Annotated in this window: 18 protein-coding genes and 1 pseudogene; 16 read left to right on the top strand and 3 right to left on the bottom strand. The window is 62.6% G+C overall.

What is annotated here, in order from left to right:
• The first annotated feature begins 37 nt into the window (after positions 1 to 37).
• The 9 genes from sphantq_RS03335 to sphantq_RS03295 all read left to right on the top strand — a co-directional run bounded on the left by sphantq_RS03335 (position 38) and on the right by sphantq_RS03295 (position 8,444).
• Positions 38 to 337: a helix-turn-helix domain-containing protein gene (locus sphantq_RS03335; RefSeq protein ID WP_272799604.1), complete on the top strand. Its 300-nt coding sequence runs from the start codon at positions 38 to 40 to the stop codon at positions 335 to 337.
• Positions 338 to 347: 10 nt separating this feature from the next.
• Positions 348 to 2,363 (top strand): hydrogenase 4 subunit B, encoded by a 2,016-nt coding sequence (gene hyfB, locus sphantq_RS03330; RefSeq protein WP_272799603.1) that lies wholly within the window; start codon positions 348 to 350, stop codon positions 2,361 to 2,363.
• Positions 2,360 to 3,322: a respiratory chain complex I subunit 1 family protein gene (locus sphantq_RS03325; protein WP_272799602.1), complete on the top strand. Its 963-nt coding sequence runs from the start codon at positions 2,360 to 2,362 to the stop codon at positions 3,320 to 3,322. The genes hyfB and sphantq_RS03325 overlap by 4 nt, the downstream gene beginning before the upstream one ends.
• Positions 3,322 to 3,984, top strand: a complete 663-nt coding sequence (locus sphantq_RS03320; RefSeq protein WP_272799601.1) for a hydrogenase-4 component E — start codon at positions 3,322 to 3,324, stop codon at positions 3,982 to 3,984. The genes sphantq_RS03325 and sphantq_RS03320 overlap by 1 nt, the downstream gene beginning before the upstream one ends.
• The gene (locus sphantq_RS03315) at positions 3,981 to 5,441 is read left to right on the top strand and encodes a hydrogenase 4 subunit F (protein ID WP_272799600.1); all 1,461 of its coding nucleotides are present in this window, start codon (positions 3,981 to 3,983) and stop codon (positions 5,439 to 5,441) included. The genes sphantq_RS03320 and sphantq_RS03315 overlap by 4 nt, the downstream gene beginning before the upstream one ends.
• A gap of 13 nt (positions 5,442 to 5,454) precedes the next feature.
• Positions 5,455 to 6,969, top strand: coding sequence for a hydrogenase large subunit (locus sphantq_RS03310; RefSeq protein WP_048577806.1), 1,515 nt, complete (start codon positions 5,455 to 5,457; stop codon positions 6,967 to 6,969).
• A gap of 9 nt (positions 6,970 to 6,978) precedes the next feature.
• Entirely contained in the window at positions 6,979 to 7,512 is a 534-nt protein-coding gene (locus sphantq_RS03305) for an NADH-quinone oxidoreductase subunit B family protein (RefSeq protein ID WP_048577805.1), read from the top strand.
• Positions 7,509 to 8,006: a hypothetical protein gene (locus tag sphantq_RS03300; protein ID WP_148564797.1), complete on the top strand. Its 498-nt coding sequence runs from the start codon at positions 7,509 to 7,511 to the stop codon at positions 8,004 to 8,006. The genes sphantq_RS03305 and sphantq_RS03300 overlap by 4 nt, the downstream gene beginning before the upstream one ends.
• Positions 8,007 to 8,147: 141 nt before the next feature.
• Positions 8,148 to 8,444 (top strand): hypothetical protein, encoded by a 297-nt coding sequence (locus tag sphantq_RS03295; protein WP_048577803.1) that lies wholly within the window; start codon positions 8,148 to 8,150, stop codon positions 8,442 to 8,444.
• A gap of 38 nt (positions 8,445 to 8,482) precedes the next feature.
• Here sphantq_RS03295 and sphantq_RS03290 read toward each other — a convergent pair whose 3' ends face one another.
• Entirely contained in the window at positions 8,483 to 8,701 is a 219-nt protein-coding gene (locus sphantq_RS03290; RefSeq protein WP_048577802.1) for a hypothetical protein, read from the bottom strand.
• 121 nt (positions 8,702 to 8,822) lie between these two features.
• On the bottom strand, positions 8,823 to 9,089 hold the full coding sequence (locus sphantq_RS03285) for a hypothetical protein (protein ID WP_272800279.1): 267 nt from the start codon (positions 9,087 to 9,089) through the stop codon (positions 8,823 to 8,825).
• Here sphantq_RS03285 and bktB point away from each other — a divergent pair.
• From bktB to sphantq_RS03250, 7 genes and pseudogenes are all read left to right on the top strand, one after another.
• Positions 8,979 to 10,127, top strand: a complete 1,149-nt coding sequence (gene bktB / locus sphantq_RS03280) for a beta-ketothiolase BktB (RefSeq protein WP_272800173.1) — start codon at positions 8,979 to 8,981, stop codon at positions 10,125 to 10,127. The genes sphantq_RS03285 and bktB overlap by 111 nt on opposite strands.
• A 144-nt stretch (positions 10,128 to 10,271) precedes the next feature.
• Positions 10,272 to 11,219, top strand: coding sequence for a fused MFS/spermidine synthase (locus sphantq_RS03275; RefSeq protein WP_272799599.1), 948 nt, complete (start codon positions 10,272 to 10,274; stop codon positions 11,217 to 11,219).
• A 613-nt stretch (positions 11,220 to 11,832) separates the two neighbouring features.
• Positions 11,833 to 11,961 (top strand): annotated as a pseudogene (locus tag sphantq_RS03270) (acetyl-CoA C-acetyltransferase); the annotation flags it as partial.
• A gap of 68 nt (positions 11,962 to 12,029) precedes the next feature.
• Positions 12,030 to 12,971, top strand: a complete 942-nt coding sequence (locus sphantq_RS03265) for a spermidine synthase (protein ID WP_272799598.1) — start codon at positions 12,030 to 12,032, stop codon at positions 12,969 to 12,971.
• Positions 12,968 to 13,225: a hypothetical protein gene (locus tag sphantq_RS03260; protein WP_048577799.1), complete on the top strand. Its 258-nt coding sequence runs from the start codon at positions 12,968 to 12,970 to the stop codon at positions 13,223 to 13,225. The genes sphantq_RS03265 and sphantq_RS03260 overlap by 4 nt, the downstream gene beginning before the upstream one ends.
• Positions 13,226 to 13,316: 91 nt before the next feature.
• Positions 13,317 to 14,450: a cell division protein ZapE gene (gene zapE, locus sphantq_RS03255; RefSeq protein ID WP_048577798.1), complete on the top strand. Its 1,134-nt coding sequence runs from the start codon at positions 13,317 to 13,319 to the stop codon at positions 14,448 to 14,450.
• A gap of 168 nt (positions 14,451 to 14,618) precedes the next feature.
• Positions 14,619 to 15,518 carry a spermidine synthase gene (locus sphantq_RS03250; protein WP_272799597.1) on the top strand — a complete coding sequence of 300 codons (900 nt, stop codon included), beginning with the start codon at positions 14,619 to 14,621 and terminating at the stop codon, positions 15,516 to 15,518.
• Positions 15,519 to 15,575: 57 nt separating this feature from the next.
• Here the strand turns inward: sphantq_RS03250 and sphantq_RS03245 are convergent, their stop codons facing one another.
• Positions 15,576 to 15,872: a hypothetical protein gene (locus tag sphantq_RS03245; protein WP_048577797.1), complete on the bottom strand. Its 297-nt coding sequence runs from the start codon at positions 15,870 to 15,872 to the stop codon at positions 15,576 to 15,578.
• Positions 15,873 to 16,051 lie beyond the last annotated feature (179 nt).

Below are 16,051 nucleotides of genomic sequence, written 5' to 3'. Positions count from 1 at the left end.
ATATCCTATCGTTGAAGGCTTGGCGGGAGGCTTGCGTATGATCGGAGCTGCCCAGTTGCGAGGGGCCCGCGCCCTGCTCGGGATCGACCAGCGCGAGCTGGCCGGGTTGTCCGGATTGTCGATGCCCACGATCCAGCGGATGGAGTCCAGCAAGGACATCATCCGCGGCAATGTGGAATCGCTGATGAAGCTGATCGCGGCGTTCGACAGGGCCGACATCGAATTTATCGCGGAGGGAGCAGTCAGCCAGGGCGGAGGTCGTGGCGTTCGGTTCAAGGCACTCGCCGGGACCGGTGGCTCCGGGCCATCCGTCCCGATTGGATCACGGTTGGCATAGGGGCGTGGGAATGGCGCCGATCATCCTGCTGCTGTGGCACGTTGCGGTTCTGCTCTGCACTGTCGGCTTGGGCGTGGTGATCAGGCGATCTGCACTGGCGCGGCGGGCTGTATATGGTGTCAGCATTGCCACCTGCGGTTTGGCCGTAGCAGTCGCGCTGGTCCACCTCCTGGCGAGCCCTGCGATCGACTCGATAGCGGTCCTGCCATTGGGCCTGCCGTGGATCGGCGCAAATTTCCGCCTCGACGCGCTCAGTGCATTCTTCGTTCTCGTGATCAACCTCGGCGGCGCGGCCGCCAGCCTTTACGGCCTTGGCTATGGCCGCCACGAAAGCGAGCCCCGGCGTGTGCTGCCCTTTTTTCCGGCGTTCCTCGCCGGCATGAACCTGGTGCTGCTCGCCGATGACGCCTTCACCTTTCTGTTGTCCTGGGAATTCATGTCGCTCGCGTCCTGGGCACTGGTCATGACCCACCATCGCGACGACGACAATCGCAGGGCAGGCTATGTCTATCTCGTCATGGCGAGCGCCGGGACGTTCGCGCTCCTGCTTGCCTTCGGTCTCCTGGCAGGCCCCGAGGGCGGATATGCCTTCGCGACGATGCGCGCGCGCGGACCATCTGGCGACCTTACGGGGCTGGTGCTCACCCTTGCCCTGCTCGGGACCGGTTCCAAGGCCGGACTCGTGCCGCTGCATGTCTGGCTGCCGCTCGCCCATCCGGCGGCGCCCAGCCATGTCTCGGCCTTGATGAGCGGCGTCATGACCAAGGTCGCGGTCTACGGCTTCATCCGGATCGTGTTCGATCTGCTCGGGCCGCCGGCCTGGTGGTGGGGTGTTCCGGTGCTCATCGCTGGCGCCGGCACGGCGGCGCTCGGCGTTCTCTACGCGCTCATGCAGAACGACATCAAACGCGTCCTGGCCTACAGCACGATCGAGAATATCGGCTTGATATTCGTCGGGCTCGGACTCGCGCTTGCGTTCGAGGGCAATGGCATGAAGGCGGCGGCCGCGCTCGCGATGACTGCCGCTCTCTTCCATGTCCTCAACCACGCACTGTTCAAGAGCCTGCTCTTCTTCGGCGCCGGTGCGGTCCTTACGGCGACCGGCGAGCGGAGAATGGAGATGCTCGGCGGTTTGTTGAACCGGATGCCGGCGACGGGCCTGCTCTTCCTTGTCGGCGCCGCCGCGATCTCGGCGCTGCCACCGCTCAACGGCTTCGCGTCGGAATGGCTGATGCTGCAAGCCATCCTGCTTAGTCCCGACCTTCCGCAATGGGCGCTGAAGTTGTTGGTCCCGGTGGTCGGCGCCCTGCTTGCGTTGGCCGCGGCGCTGGCCGCGGCCTGTTTCGTCCGCGCGTTCGGTATCACCTTCCTCGGCCGGCCGCGTAGCGAGGCGGCAACAAAGGCGCACGAGGTCGACCGCTTGTCGATCACAGCGATGGCGATCCTGGCTCTGCTATGCCTGTTCACCGGGGTTTTCCCGGCACTCATCATCGATGCGCTCGCGCCTGTCGTGGATGGGCTTACGGACACGCGGATGCCGGTCCAGACCCATATTGCCTGGCTTTCGATCGTGCCGATCGCCGAGAGCCGCAGTTCCTATAACGGCCTGCTGGTTTTCCTGTTCATCACCGTCTCAGCGTCGCTGGCAGCCTTTGTGATCCATCGCGTCGCTTCGAACAGGGTGCGCAGGGCTCCGGCATGGGATTGCGGATTCCCCAACAGCAGCCCGGCGACCCAATATACGGCCAACAGCTTCGCCCAGCCCGTGCGGCGCGTGTTCGGCGGTTTCGCCTTCCGCGCGACCGAGCGTGTCGACATGCCGGCGCCGGGAGATGGTCGCCCCGCGCGCATGACCGTCACGCTGCACGATCTGGCCTGGGAGCTGGTCTATGATCCCGTCGTGGGCCTGGTCAACGTTCTCGCCGAACGATTGAACCATCTGCAGTTCCTCACCATCCGCCGCTATCTCAGTCTCGTCTTCGGCGCCCTTGTCCTCCTCCTGCTGATCATCGCATCATGGCCATGATCGACATGTCGCTGATCGACGGTTTGTCGATCCAGATCTCGCAGATGGTGCTGGTGCTGGTGTTGGCGCCGCTCCTGACCGGGTTGGTGCGCAAAGTGAAGGCGCGGCTGCTGCGCCGGCAGGGACCGCCGTTGCTGCAGCCCTATCGCGACCTGATCCGGCTGGTCCGCAAGGAAGCCGTCATCGCCGAGAGCGCGTCCTGGCTGTTCCGGATCGTGCCCTATATCGTCTTCGCCGCGACCTGGGTGGCGGCGGCCCTGGTACCGACCTTCGCGACCGGGCTGCTGTTCAGCTGGTCGGCGGACCTTATCGTCATCATCGCGCTGCTTGGAAGTGCGCGCTTCTTTCTCGCGCTCGCCGGCATGGATGTCGGCACCAGCTTCGGCGGGATCGGATCGAGCCGCGAGGCTATGATCGCGACGCTGGCCGAGCCGGCACTGATCATGATCGTGTTCACGATCGCTCTGGTCGCCGGCTCGACCCAGCTTTCAACCGTGGCCAATGTGATGCTGGCGGGTGTGGGTCTGCGCGTTTCGCTCGGCATGGCGCTGATCGCGCTCATCATTGTCGCGATCGCCGAAAACGGCCGCATTCCCGTCGACAATCCGGCGACGCATCTCGAGCTCACCATGGTGCATGAAGCGATGGTGTTGGAATATTCCGGACGGCACCTCGCGCTGATCGAGTTGGCCTCCTCGATCAAGCTTCTGCTCTACGCATCGCTCATCGCCTGCATCTTCGTGCCATGGGGGCTCGCCCCGGCTGGCGCGCCGCTCCGTGTCCATCTGATCGGCGTTGTCGTCTATGCGGCCAAGCTGGGTGTGGCCGCCATTATGCTCGCGCTATTCGAGACCATGATCGCCAAGATGCGGGTGTTCCGGGTTCCGGATCTTCTCGGAGCCGCGCTGATGCTGGGGTTCCTGGGCACGCTCCTGCGCTTCGTGTCGCGGAGCCTCTGATGGACAAGTTCGCCTTCGATATCGCCCATTTCCTTGCGGGCAGCCTGGTGCTGGTCAGCCTGCTGCTGCTCTATCAGGATCGCCTGTCGGCACTGCTCAACGTCTTCGCCTTCCAAGCCGTGGTGCTGGCCTTGTCGGTATCGTGGCAAGCTTATGTGCAGGGTGCGCCGCACCTCTATCTGACGGCGGCGATCGCGCTCATCGTCAAGGCGATCGTCATCCCGGTGGCGCTGCATCGTATGATCCGGCGGCTCGGTATCCACCGCGAGGTCGAAACAGCGCTCAATGTCGGCACGACCATGTTGGCGGGCCTCGCGCTCGTCGCCCTGTCGATCGTCGTCGTGCTGCGCGTCACCGCGGATGCCGGCACGCTCGCACGCGAGGATCTCGCCTTCGCGCTGTCGGTGGTGTTGCTCGGCCTGCTGATGATGGTGACCAGGCGCAACGCCGTCAGCCAGGTGGTCGGCTTCATGTCGCTCGAGAATGGGCTGATCCTCGCCGCCACCGGCGCCAAGGGCATGCCCTTCGTCGTCGAGATCAGCGTCGCCTTCTCCGTTCTCGTCGCGTTCATCGTCATCGGCATCTTCCTGTTCCGCATCCGCGAGTGCTTCGACACGGTCGATCTCCAGGCGCTCGATGATCTCCGGGAGAGGCGCGGATGAGCGAAGTGATTGACTGGATCGCGGCGAACAATGTCGCACTGATCCTCGCGATACCCTTCGCGACGTCGCTGTTGCTGCTGTGCCTGCCGGGGTACAGGCTGTCCGCCCGGCTCAACGCGGGTTCGGCTTTTCTGACGCTGCTCGCGGCGCTGTCCCTGTTCATCCACAAGCCGGCGCCTGGATCCTATCTGCTGGTCGATGACCTCAACATCGTCTTCATCGTGCTCAATACCTTGGTCGGTTTCACCACCAGCGTGTTCAGCGCGAGCTATATCGCCCATGAACTGGAGATCGGACGCCTGACGACGGTCCAGCTGCGCTTCTACCATGCCATGTATCAGATCCTGCTGTTCGCCATGAATCTGGCGCTTCTGGCGAACAATATCGGGCTGATGTGGGTCGCGATCGAGCTGGCGACGCTCACGACCGTGCTGATGGTCGGCATCTATCAAACTCATGAAGCGCTGGAGGCGGCCTGGAAATATTTCATTCTCGGCAGCGTCGGCATCGCGCTCGCGCTGTTCGGCACGATCCTGGTCTATATGGCGGCGCGCCCGGTGGTGGGCGAAGGCCCCGACGGCATGATTTGGACCGTGCTGATCGGCCATGCCGCCGCGCTCGATCCGGCATTGCTCAATCTCGCCTTCGTATTCCTGCTGCTCGGCTATGGCACCAAGGTGGGTCTGGCGCCGCTCCACGCCTGGCTTCCCGATGCCCATGCCGAAGGTCCGACCCCGATCTCGGCGGTGCTGTCGGGTCTGCTGCTCAATGTCGCGCTCCACGCCGTGCTGCGCTTCAAGCTGCTGCTCGCCGCGAATCCGGGCGCGATTGCGCCGGGTCCGCTGATGGCGACGATGGGACTGGTGTCGCTGATTTTTGCCGGCTTCATGCTGTACCGTCGGCGGGACATCAAACGGCTGTTCGCCTACTCCTCGATCGAACATATGGGCATCATCGCCTTCGCGTTCGGCATCGGCGGCCCGCTCGCGAATTTCGCCGGGCTGCTCCACATGACGATGCACAGCCTCACCAAGTCCGCGATCTTCTTCGCCGTCGGTCATATCGCGCAGGCCAAGGGCACGCAGAAGCTCGCAGATCTTCGCGGCCTTACCGTCTCCCACCCGTTGCTCGGCTGGGGGCTGGTCGCTGGCGTCGTCGCGATCGCCGGCATGCCACCGTTCGGCATCTTCATGAGCGCGTTTCTGGTGGTCAGTTCCACCTTTGCGCGCCAGCCCCTGCTCGCGATCCCGCTGGTGATCGGCCTGCTGTTCGCGTTCGGCGCGCTCATGCTGCGGCTTCAGGGCGTCGCGTTCGGCGAACCCAGCGGACATAGCGAGCCGGTCAAGGCGTCCTATCTTCCCTTGGCGACCCATCTCATGCTGGTGCTGATCGCGGGGATTTACCTGCCGCCGCCGCTGGTCGCCTGGTTCCAGCATGTCGCGAGGCTGCTCCATTGACCGGGGAACAACCATGCCGAGTTTGATCGAAACGCTTTCCGGCGCGGTTCCGCTGCATCCTCACAAGCTTTGGCCGCGGATACCGGTCGATGCCGACACATGGTCGATGCTGATCGAGCAGCTTGCCGAGGGACGCTGGACGCTGTCGGGGCTGTGGGGCGATGAAGGCACGGTCCATATGGCGGTGCTCGATGCGGAGCGTGGTCAGTTGGCGGTCGCAAGCCTTGCCTGCCAGGAGGGGCGGTTTCCCTCGGTCGCCCGGCATCATGCGCCCGCACATCGGCTCGAGCGCACGATCCGGGACCTGTTCGGGTTCGAGCCCGTGGGCGCGCCCGATGATCGTCCCTGGCTCGATCATGGCCGTTGGTCCGTCCACCATCCGCTCGGCGCGCGGTCCGCAGCGAGCGGCGAAGGGGAAGCCTATGCCTTCCTTACCGCCGAGGGCGAGGGTCTGCACCAGATCCCCGTTGGCCCCGTCCATGCCGGCATCATCGAACCCGGTCATTTCCGGTTCACCGCGAACGGCGAAGCCGTCGTGCGGCTCGAGGAACGGCTCGGCTACGCGCACAAGGGGGTGGAAGCGCAGATGGCGGGCGCGGCGCCGGACCGCGCGGCGCGGTTCGCGGCGCGACTGTCGGGCGACAGCACCGTGGCCTGTTCCATCGCATTCGCCCGTGCGGCCGAAACCGCGCTCGGGATCGAAATCCCTGGTCGGGCGCACTGGCTGCGGGCGCTGATGGCCGAGCTGGAACGGATCGCGAACCATCTGGGCGACATCGGTGCGGTCTGCAACGACGCGTCCTTCGCGTTGATGCATGCCCACACCGCAGTGCTGCGCGAACGCGTGCTGCGCCAGGCCGATCTATGCTTCGGCCATCGGCTGATGATGGACCGGGTCGTTCCCGGTGGTGTGACCGTCGACCTCGATTGCCCCGGTCAGGACGGCATAAGCGCGCTTGTGGCGATGATCCGCAAAGCCTTCCCGCCGCTGGTCGACCTGTACGACGAAACCGCATCGCTGCAGGATCGCACCGTCGGCACCGGCACGCTTTCCCATGTCCTCACGCGCCAATATGGCGCCGGCGGATATGTCGGCAGGGCGTCTGGACGTGTCTTCGATGCACGCTATGACCTTGCCTATGCGCCCTATGACCGGCTTCGGTTCGACGTACCGATCTTGGCTGAAGGCGACGTCAATGCGCGAGTCTGGGTGCGCATCCGCGAAGTGGAACAGAGCCTCGGCCTGATCGACCAGATCATTGAGGGCATGCCGCCCGGCGACATCGCGGTCGCGCTCCCCAAGGCGAAGCAAACATGTGAGGGCCTCGCACTGGTTGAGGGCTTTCGCGGCGATATCCTGTGCTGGCTCCGGCTCGGTCCGGACGGTACTGTCGAGCGCTGCCATCTGCGCGACCCGTCCTGGTTCCAGTGGCCGCTGCTCGAAGCCGTGATCGAGGGCAACATCGTCGCGGATTTCCCGCTCTGCAACAAATCGTTCAACTGCTCCTATTCGGGGCATGACTTATAGGCTCCGCCCATGCGCAAGCTCCTGTTCGAAAGCCTGATCCGACCGCCGCTCACCGAGCCGCGGCCCGACCCGGATCTGTCGATGATCGCGGATATTGCTGGTCGGTTGGGGGGCGTCGCCCGGCAGAAGCTCGGTCGCAGCCTCTCGATCCGCGAGATCGATGCCGGTTCCTGCAACGGTTGCGAGCTCGAAATCCATGCGCTGGGCAATGCATTCTACGACATCGAGCGCTTCGGCCTGCGCTTCGTCGCCTCGCCGCGTCACGCCGATGTGCTGCTGGTGACGGGGCCCGTGACGAAGAATATGCGTGAGGCGCTGGAGCGGACCTACAACGCGACCCCTGCGCCCAAATGGGTCGTTGCCGCCGGAGATTGCGCGGCCGATGGAGGCTGTTTCGCCGGCAGCTACGCCGTCCTGGGCGGCGTATCGGCGGTAGTACCCGTCGATCTGCACATCCCAGGCTGCCCGCCTTCGCCGGTCATGCTCTTGAAAGGCCTCATCGCGCTGATGGAGCAGTCGAACCGGAAGGTCCCGTCCAGGTGACGATGCGCGTGCCGACGCTATGGCTCTTTCACGCCGGTGTCGTTGCCGCACTCCAGCAGTTTGCGATGGGGATCCTTGCCGTTTTGGGCTTTGCCCTGTTGTCGCGATACGATCTGACAGGGCCGATGCTCGTCGATCGCGCAGACCATGTCGACGTCTCTCCGCTCTTGTCATGGGCCTGTCTTCTCCTGGCGATGAACGTGGCTCTGACAAGTCGGCGGGTCATGGCACGGACCGCCGCCCGCATTCGACAAATATCGCATGGTATGAACCCCGCTGCGCCGAATGCGGTGACCCGCGAACTGCTCGTTCGCGTCTGGTTGGCCGCGATCGCCATGGCCGTGCTCACGCTCGTGGCGCCGCCCCATATCGTAGTGGCTGCAGCCGACCTTCTTGGATGGCCGGTTATAGCGGCAGTCGGATGGCCTGCGCTGATGAGCATTGGAGTTGCCGGATTCGGTGCGGTCGGGTTTGCGGCTCGTCAGGCGCTTTAGGCATCGACTTCCCGATATCGTGTGATGTTCAGTACATCAAAATGTAGTTGTATTGATCTATAGTCCATGTGTGAAATATGATTATCGGCTGAATCGACCAAAAGCGATTCCGTGACCAACCCCCTGATTGATGGATAGGCGATGACAGGTGAAACCGGCGGACTGCCGAAAGACAAGGGCCAAGCAGGGCGCCTGTCGCTTCGGTTCGACTCTGATCCGGAAAAGAACGCACCGGTCCGGCAGGTGCGCGTGCGGGCGCTACCGAATAGAGAGGGCGACGACGCCCGCATGCTCCTACTGGAAGCGCGCGTTGGGACGAGCACGGTCCGGCTACATCTGACAGCCGGCGAAGCCGCCGAATTGATGTTCGAGATTGGTTTCGCCCTCGAAGAAGCGGCCAGAGCCGCGAATGGGCAACCGCTCAGACGGCCGGTCTGATCGGATTATCGCGCTCATTTCTCGAGGGCAGCACGGCCTCAGTTTCTGTCGCGTTGTGCGTAATATGGCACCGACTTCGCACGCTTCTCGGCTTCATTGATCTCGGCCCTGCGCCCGGTATCCTCGGCCTGTCGTGCCATCTCCTCCCACCGCTGCGCACTTCGCTCAAGCTGCTGCCTGCGCAAGGGTAGGGCTTCGATCGCGGCGGCCGCGCGTTCGGCGATGGCACGTTGATAGTAGATGTCAGCGGGGGGCAATTGGCAATCTCTCGTCGATGATTGTCCAGCCGCCAGCGCGGGAACTGGAGAAGAGGGCATCCGGCACCGCTGGAAACCTTCGAGGCAATATAGTGATCAAAGACGCGTATATACACATGGCTTATGCCTTGATAATAATCAGATATGATGTTTCATACATCATGTTTGATGTGATTTGTCGTTTGCCTCGCCATTTGAGCGCGAAAATGAGGCGATGGAAATTCGGAAAGGTACAAACTTGCAGGACGTCGTCATTCTTTCGGGGGCACGCACCGCCATAGGCGATTTCGGTGGAAGCCTGAAAACCGTCGCTCCGGCTGAGCTTGGCCGCATCGTCATTGCCGAGGCGATCAGGCGCGCAGCGCTCCAGCCTGATGATATCCAGCATGTCGTGCTTGGCCAGGTTATCCAGAGCGAACCTGCCGATATGTATGTCTCGCGCGTGGCGGCGATGGCGGCGGGTATCCCGGATCGCGTGCCGGCCCTGACACTCAATCGTCTGTGCGGATCCAGCGTCCAGGCCATTATTTCGGCCGCGCAGATGATCGCCCTCTCGGAGTGCGAGATCGCGGTCGCGGGCGGCGTCGAGAGCATGAGCCAGTCGCCCCATGTCGTCAAAGGCCTGCGCTGGGGACGGCGTATGGGCGATGAGGCGATGGTCGATGCGATGGCCGCGGCACTGACCGATCCTTTCGGCGCCGGGCATATGGGGGTCACGGCGGAGAACATCGCCGAGCGGCATGATATCACGCGGGAGATGCAGGACGCGCTCGCGGTCGAGAGCCATCGGCGTGCGGCGCAGGCGCAAAGCGAGGGGCGGTTCGACAGCCAGATCGTGCCCGTGCAGATCAAATCGCGCGGGACCGTCAAGTCGTTCGACCGCGATGAGCATTTGCGCTCCGACGTGGATGCGGCTGGTCTGGCCGCGTTGGCGCCCGTCTTCCGCAAGGAGAAGGGCACCGTAACGGCAGGTAACGCCAGCGGATTGAACGACGGTGGCGCGGCGCTCGTCCTGGCATCCGGAGACGAAGCCAGGCGTCGCGGCCTTGTGCCGATGGCGCGTATCGTCGGCTGGGGTCATGCCGGTGTCGCGCCTGATGTCATGGGGCTCGGGCCGGTGGAGGCGGTGCCGATCGCGTTGCGGCGGGCAGGGCTCACGCTTGACGACATCGATGTGATCGAAGCCAACGAGGCCTTTGCGGCCCAGGCCTGCGCGGTGGCCAAGCTCCTCGACTTCCCGCCTGACAAGGTCAATCCCAACGGCAGCGGAATCGGCCTCGGCCATCCGATCGGCGCGACGGGCGCGATCATCACGATCAAGGCGATGTACGAGTTGCAGCGCATGGCAGGCCGCTATGCGCTGATCACGATGTGCATCGGTGGCGGGCAGGGGATAGCGCTGATCATCGAGCGTGTTTCGAGTTGAGCTATCCGGCCGTGACAATGAGAAATGCTGCTCCGATTGCATCCCTGACCGTGGTTGCACGCCAGTGGTCGTTCTTACGAAGGCCGATGCTATCTCATTTGCACAACCGTCGCGTGTTGGCGAGCCGGCTGGCGGAGAAAGGGCGTGCCTGACCGTTCCGATCAGGATTTCGACCTCGATCGGACGGACGTCTACAACGACGACGTCGTGCGCGTCCTCGACGCCATCGCGGACTTCGACTGCGGTGGGGGTGGACATGAGGACGATCTCTATGCGGCGTTCGATGACGAAGGCTATGAACAACCCCCCTCCGAAATAAACATCGCTTTGGCAGCGCCGATCGGATCGAATGGGCCGCTGATCTTTGACCTGGGAGATATGCGCACCCTGTTGTTCAACTGGACCATCGTCCAGAGCGGGATGCGGATCAGCGATCCCTCAAGGCTGATCTTCGACTATACCCAAATGATGATGGGATTTCTCCTCTTCAACGAGGCGCCCACCGAGATCGAGATGATCGGGCTCGGCGGTGGTTCCCTGGCGAAATATTGCTATTCTCGACTGCCGGAGAGCCGGATTACCGCCATCGAAATCGATCCCGATGTCATCGGGCTGAGGGCTAGCTTCGAGATTCCCGATGACGATGATCGGTTCAGGGTAGTGTGTGCCGATGGGGCAGATCATGTCCGCAGCGATCCATCACGGCCTGACGTCATCCTTGTCGATGGCTTCGACGGGGACGGACAGCCGCCCCAACTCTGCTCGGCACGCTTCTATGACGACTGCTACAATCGACTGAAGCCTGGCGGGCTGCTCGTGGTCAATCTCTGCGAGGATCAGGAGGCCCGTTATCACTGGCCCATTGCTCTTGTCCGTCGAAGCTTCGGGAAAAATGTCCTCGCGGTGCCGACCGAATGCCGCGCGAACAGAGCGGTCTTTGCCCGCAAGGCCGCACAATTTCCGGCGGCGCCAGACAGGCTTCGAACAACCGCCCGCCGACTGGCACAGCTTCATTCCGTTCCGTTTGAAGCGCTGGCAAAGCGCATCTGCCAAGTGATGGGTTCATCCCGACCCGGTGGCGGAAAGGGGTAGAAGGAGCCGGAATTTTCGGGGGCAATGCTATTCAGGGTGTGTAGAAACATTCTGGCTTTCCGCTGCACATCGCGTGTCGCGCGCGCAAAGCGAGCGATCGGATGCTGCGTCATGAGCGGCGGCTATCGCAGAGCGCGCGCCGGAAACCTGCCAGTCCGAAAACCTGAATCGGCCAATGCGCGAAGCAGCTGCAGCCACCGTTCAAGCCGCGAGCGGGCCGGCGGGACACATCGAACAGCTCGTGCCGCATATCTCCCGCCGTCGCGGCTGGCCTCAGGCATGGCCACAACGGCAAGCACCTAACGTAGCTTGCTCCCCCGTTCGCAGGGATCGCTCCATTCCCAAACCAAAGCCGGCAAAATTCTGTGATAGACACCTGCTATCCCATACATCGTTTCCATGCTATAACTCTGTATATTGATATACTAAACATCATGCAAGAGGTACGGAAGGCGGCGGCTCAGAAAGACACCGGCATTCATCGTTGCCGCCGAGCCCTGCCTCGGTCTTCGGCAAGCGACATTTTGAAACTCCGCACAAGCGTAAGCGCATCGCGGACGGCACCATGCCGATAGCCGCAAGGGTGTCAGTTTGGCGCAAACAAGGACAACCAATGACCGATCCCGTCGTTATCGCCAGCTATGCTCGTACCCCCATGGGCCCGTTTCAGGGTGCTCTATCCGGGGCGACATCGACGCAGCTCGGAGTCGTCGCCGTGAAAGCAGCGCTCGAGCGCCGTGGTGATCGCAAGCGCGGCGCAAACCTGTGCACCGGCGGCGGCGAGGCCACGACGATTGCCCTGCAGCTTCTATGACCGAGCCGCAGCGCGCGATGATGGATGAGTTGGTATGGGCGCATCGCGACGCTGAGGCGCTTGCGGGCGACTTTGGGCTCGATCCTGACAGCATCAGCATGCTGCAGAGACTGGGGTTTTGGCCCCGCCCCGTTACTTCTCTACCGACCAGGCCCGGGAGCCCCTATGTCTGTCAGACCGGCGATGTTCGATCCTTGCATTTCGACTGGTCGAGCATTCAGAGCGGCATGAGCCTGAACGATCCGCTCGAGCTGCAGTTCGATTACACGCGAATGATGATGGGCTTCCTCATCTTCAACCCCGCGCCTCGGTCGATCGAAATGATCGGTCTCGGCGGCGGCTCACTGGCCAAATATTGCTACCACAAAATACCGAGCGCCCACATCGCCGTCGCCGAGATCGATGCCGATGTTATCGCCCTTCGGGATGCGTTTCTCATACCTCCTGATGGACCGCGCTTTCGTGTCGATTGTGCTGACGGCGCCGACTTCGTGGCGCGGGCGGCGGGAAGCCCAGAGGTTATTCTCATCGATGGGTTCGACAGAGACGGCCAGCCGCCCCAATTATGCTCGCAGGACTTTTACCGCGCCTGCTACGACCGGATGGCGCCCGCGGGCATATTGATCGCCAACCTTTGGGGCGACCATGAGGTCTATTCCGATCGCATCCGTCGAGTTTTCTTCGGTAACGCCATCGTGGTGGAGACCGAAGGCGGCGGCAACCGCGCCGCGATTGCTCGCAAGGATGGCAGCCTCGATCTGTCGCCGAACCAGTTGGAAACGGCCCTGGCGGCTCTTGCACCGCATCACGATGGGTTCTTGTCTGCGGTCGGCCGTAGGATTGCGACCCAAGTCGACCTTGATCGACAAGCCTGTCGCAAAGCGCGGGCGCGGCCCCTCCCCGGTGTGTCGTCCTGCCACTATGTGAGCCGCCGATGATCGAGCCGCCCGAAACCCCGTTCCTCCTTATCGTTTTTGATGCCGCTCAAGCTACCTTCTCGCTGGAAGGCCCGGTCACCGATGACCGCGCATGGCGGGCCGCAATTGCCGCCGCAGGCGTCGAGCGCGCGAGCCTTGGATATCAGGCGTGCCTCAATGGCGGCGCACGGATGTGGCGCAGAACCGCTGCGCAGGAGTTTCGCGAACGAACCGGGTTCCGCCGCGTCGCGAGGGGATCGATCGTCCACATATAATGTCAGCGTCTCGATGCGGAGGCGCCGCCGCACCGAGCGACGGCGCAGGCTTTGAAGATTTATGGAGCATTGAAAGTTGGTCGATAATGCAATGATTGTTCGGTACGATGCCGCAATCGCGAGGGGCGAGCTGAGCCCTGATGCGGCCCAGCGGCGTGTTGCCGAGAGACTCGGTGAACTCGTATCGGCATTCGACCATGAAGCAGGTCGGCCGTCGCTCTTGTCGCGGTTCGTCAAGCGCAAGCCGGTGGTGGTTCGCGGCGTGTATCTGTGGGGCGGGGTCGGACGCGGCAAGTCCATGATGATGGACATGGTTTACGACGTCATCCCGATCCGGGAAAAGCGTCGCGTCCATTTTCACGCGTTCATGCAGGACGTCCACGATCGCCTGCGCGTTGAACGCTCGCGTGAGGTGGCTGATCCCATAATCCCGGTGGCAGACGCAATCGCGCAAGAGGCCAGGCTACTCGCGTTCGACGAGATGATCGTCACCAACTCCGCCGATGCAATGATCTTGTCACGGTTGTTCATGCGTTTGATGTCCCGCGACGTCACTGTCGTCGCGACGTCCAATCGCGCGCCGGACGACCTCTACAAAAATGGCCTCAACCGTGAGCACTTTCTCCCCTTCATCGCAATGCTCAAGGACCGGCTCGACGTCCTGACGCTGGACGGTCCGACCGACTATCGCCTGCAGCGACTGGGTGGTTTCCAGACATGGTATGCGCCCAATGGTTCGCCCTCGACTGAAGCGCTGAGCCGCGCCTTCTTCCGATTGACCGACTTTCCGGTGGAAGACCGAGAACATGTCCCTGCCGAAGATCTGGCTGTGCAGGGCGGACGCACGATGTTCGTGCCAAAATCGTTGAAAGGTGTGGCGGTGTTCTCGTTTCGCCGTCTGTGCGGCGAAGCGCGGGGCGTGCCGGACTATCTCGCGCTTGCCCGCCGCTATCATACCCTCATCCTGGTCGGGATACCGGTATTGGGAGCCGATCGGCGGTCGGAAGCCGCCCGGTTCAAGATCCTGATCGACACCCTTTATGAACACGGCGTCAAGCTTCTGGCTGCGGCTGACGCAGAACCCAAGCATCTTTATGCCGACACGGATGACGCATTCGAGTTCGAGCGCACCATCTCGCGGCTCAACGAAATGGCATCGGCGGACTACCTCCAGAGTGGCCATGGCGCGTCGTACCGCCTCGGGCACGAGTCGACCTCGGCGTGAGCGTCATCGTCCGAAGGCGCCTTACTCTCAATGAGACGATGTGCTCCCGCATTGGGCAGCAAGGCCGCTGTCACGCGACGATCGCCGAAAAAGCGCCAGCCGGGTTGCGTCACATGGCCACGTCCATCCGCCGGTCCAGCGGTCCGCTGGTTGTAGAGGGGCTCGGTCTTGTCGGACGCTGAGACTCCGGGTGTCGCAGGCAAGCTGTTCAGTGGCTGGTCTGCCCTGCGCCATGACGCGTCGGATTGGATTGCAGACGTCAATCTGGCCTCGCATATTCAGACACTGCAGCGGCTGGGAGCCTGGCCAGGTCGCGCTACGATCGGTGACCCGTCTTCGGGCAAGCCCTTTGTGTCGGAGATCGGCGACTACCGCTCGCTGCATTTCGATTGGGGACGCGTGCAGAGCGGGATGAGCGTTGCCAACCCGTTGAAGCTATCGATCGATTACACCAAGGCGATGATGGGATTTCTCTTCTTCAATCCGGCACCGTGTGTCATCGAAATGATCGGGCTCGGTGGTGGATCCCTTGCCAAGTTTTGCCACCACGTTCTGCCCGGCGCGGATATCACGGTGGTGGAACTGGACGCAGACGTGATCGCGTTGCGCGACCACTTCTCCATTCCGGCCGAAAGCGAGCGCTTCCGCATCCTGTGTGGCGATGGGGCGACCCATGTCCACGCGTCGCCGAGCCGGCCCGACGTGCTGCTGGTCGATGGCTTTGACGCGCGCGGGCAGCCGCCTCAGTTATGTAGTCCTGAATTTTATCGGCACTGCTTTGAGCGGTTGGCACCCGATGGCCTGTTGGTCGTCAATCTATGGGGTGACGATCCCGGGCATTTTCGTCATGCCGCGCTTGTCAAAGACATCTTTTCGGGAAAGTTGATTTTGGTGCCTTCGATCGGAAGTGCCAACCAGACGGTGATAGCCCGAAAAGGCTCAGGTCTTATCCTGACGAAAACGCAGATGGAGGAGGTGATCCCTCTGTTCAGACAAAGCTGCGCCCGATTTCTTCCGGCGGTGGGGAAACGTATATTTCGACAACTGAAAATCGCCAGGAAGCATTAGCTCAATGCTGTCCCCATATCGCCGGCGACACGGGGCGGCAGCGCGAGGGCGCAGGCGCTATTTTCGCGGCTTACAGATAATGCACTCATCTGAAACGCACTGACCACCAGCGATGTTCTTCGGGATCCAGGAATCGAAGACCTTCGGGTCGGGGCTACCAGCCTTACGGTAGGCGCCCGCCGTGAGCGACCCGGATGCCTGGGTACTGACGGCGATCGTGCGGCAGCTCGCGCGGTGCAACACGATATAGTCGGCGCTGCGATTGGCCCGGAAATTGATGACATAGGCTTCCGGATGATCCTTGGTCCATTCGAGAAACTCATCGTCGTCTGCAAAAAGCTGTGCCGTGTTCATAGTCATCCGTTTCAATAAGAATGTGCCGACCGCCGCGTGCCGATCGGCGACAGGGCTCGGCTATTTCGAGCCCGGCGGTCCCTTTTTCCGAAGGCCGGCGTAAAGCAGAGCCGCTACGATTGCCGCAGACCCGATGCCACTGCTGACAAGGGGCAGCGTCGCCAATCGGCGGGCCCCGG

The sequence above is a fragment of the Sphingobium sp. AntQ-1 genome (genome assembly GCF_028538045.1).
In the GTDB taxonomy this organism is placed as follows: domain Bacteria; phylum Pseudomonadota; class Alphaproteobacteria; order Sphingomonadales; family Sphingomonadaceae; genus Sphingobium; species Sphingobium cupriresistens.
The sequence above is the reverse complement of the archived record's forward strand: the minus strand, read 5'-3'. Positions and strand labels throughout refer to the sequence as shown.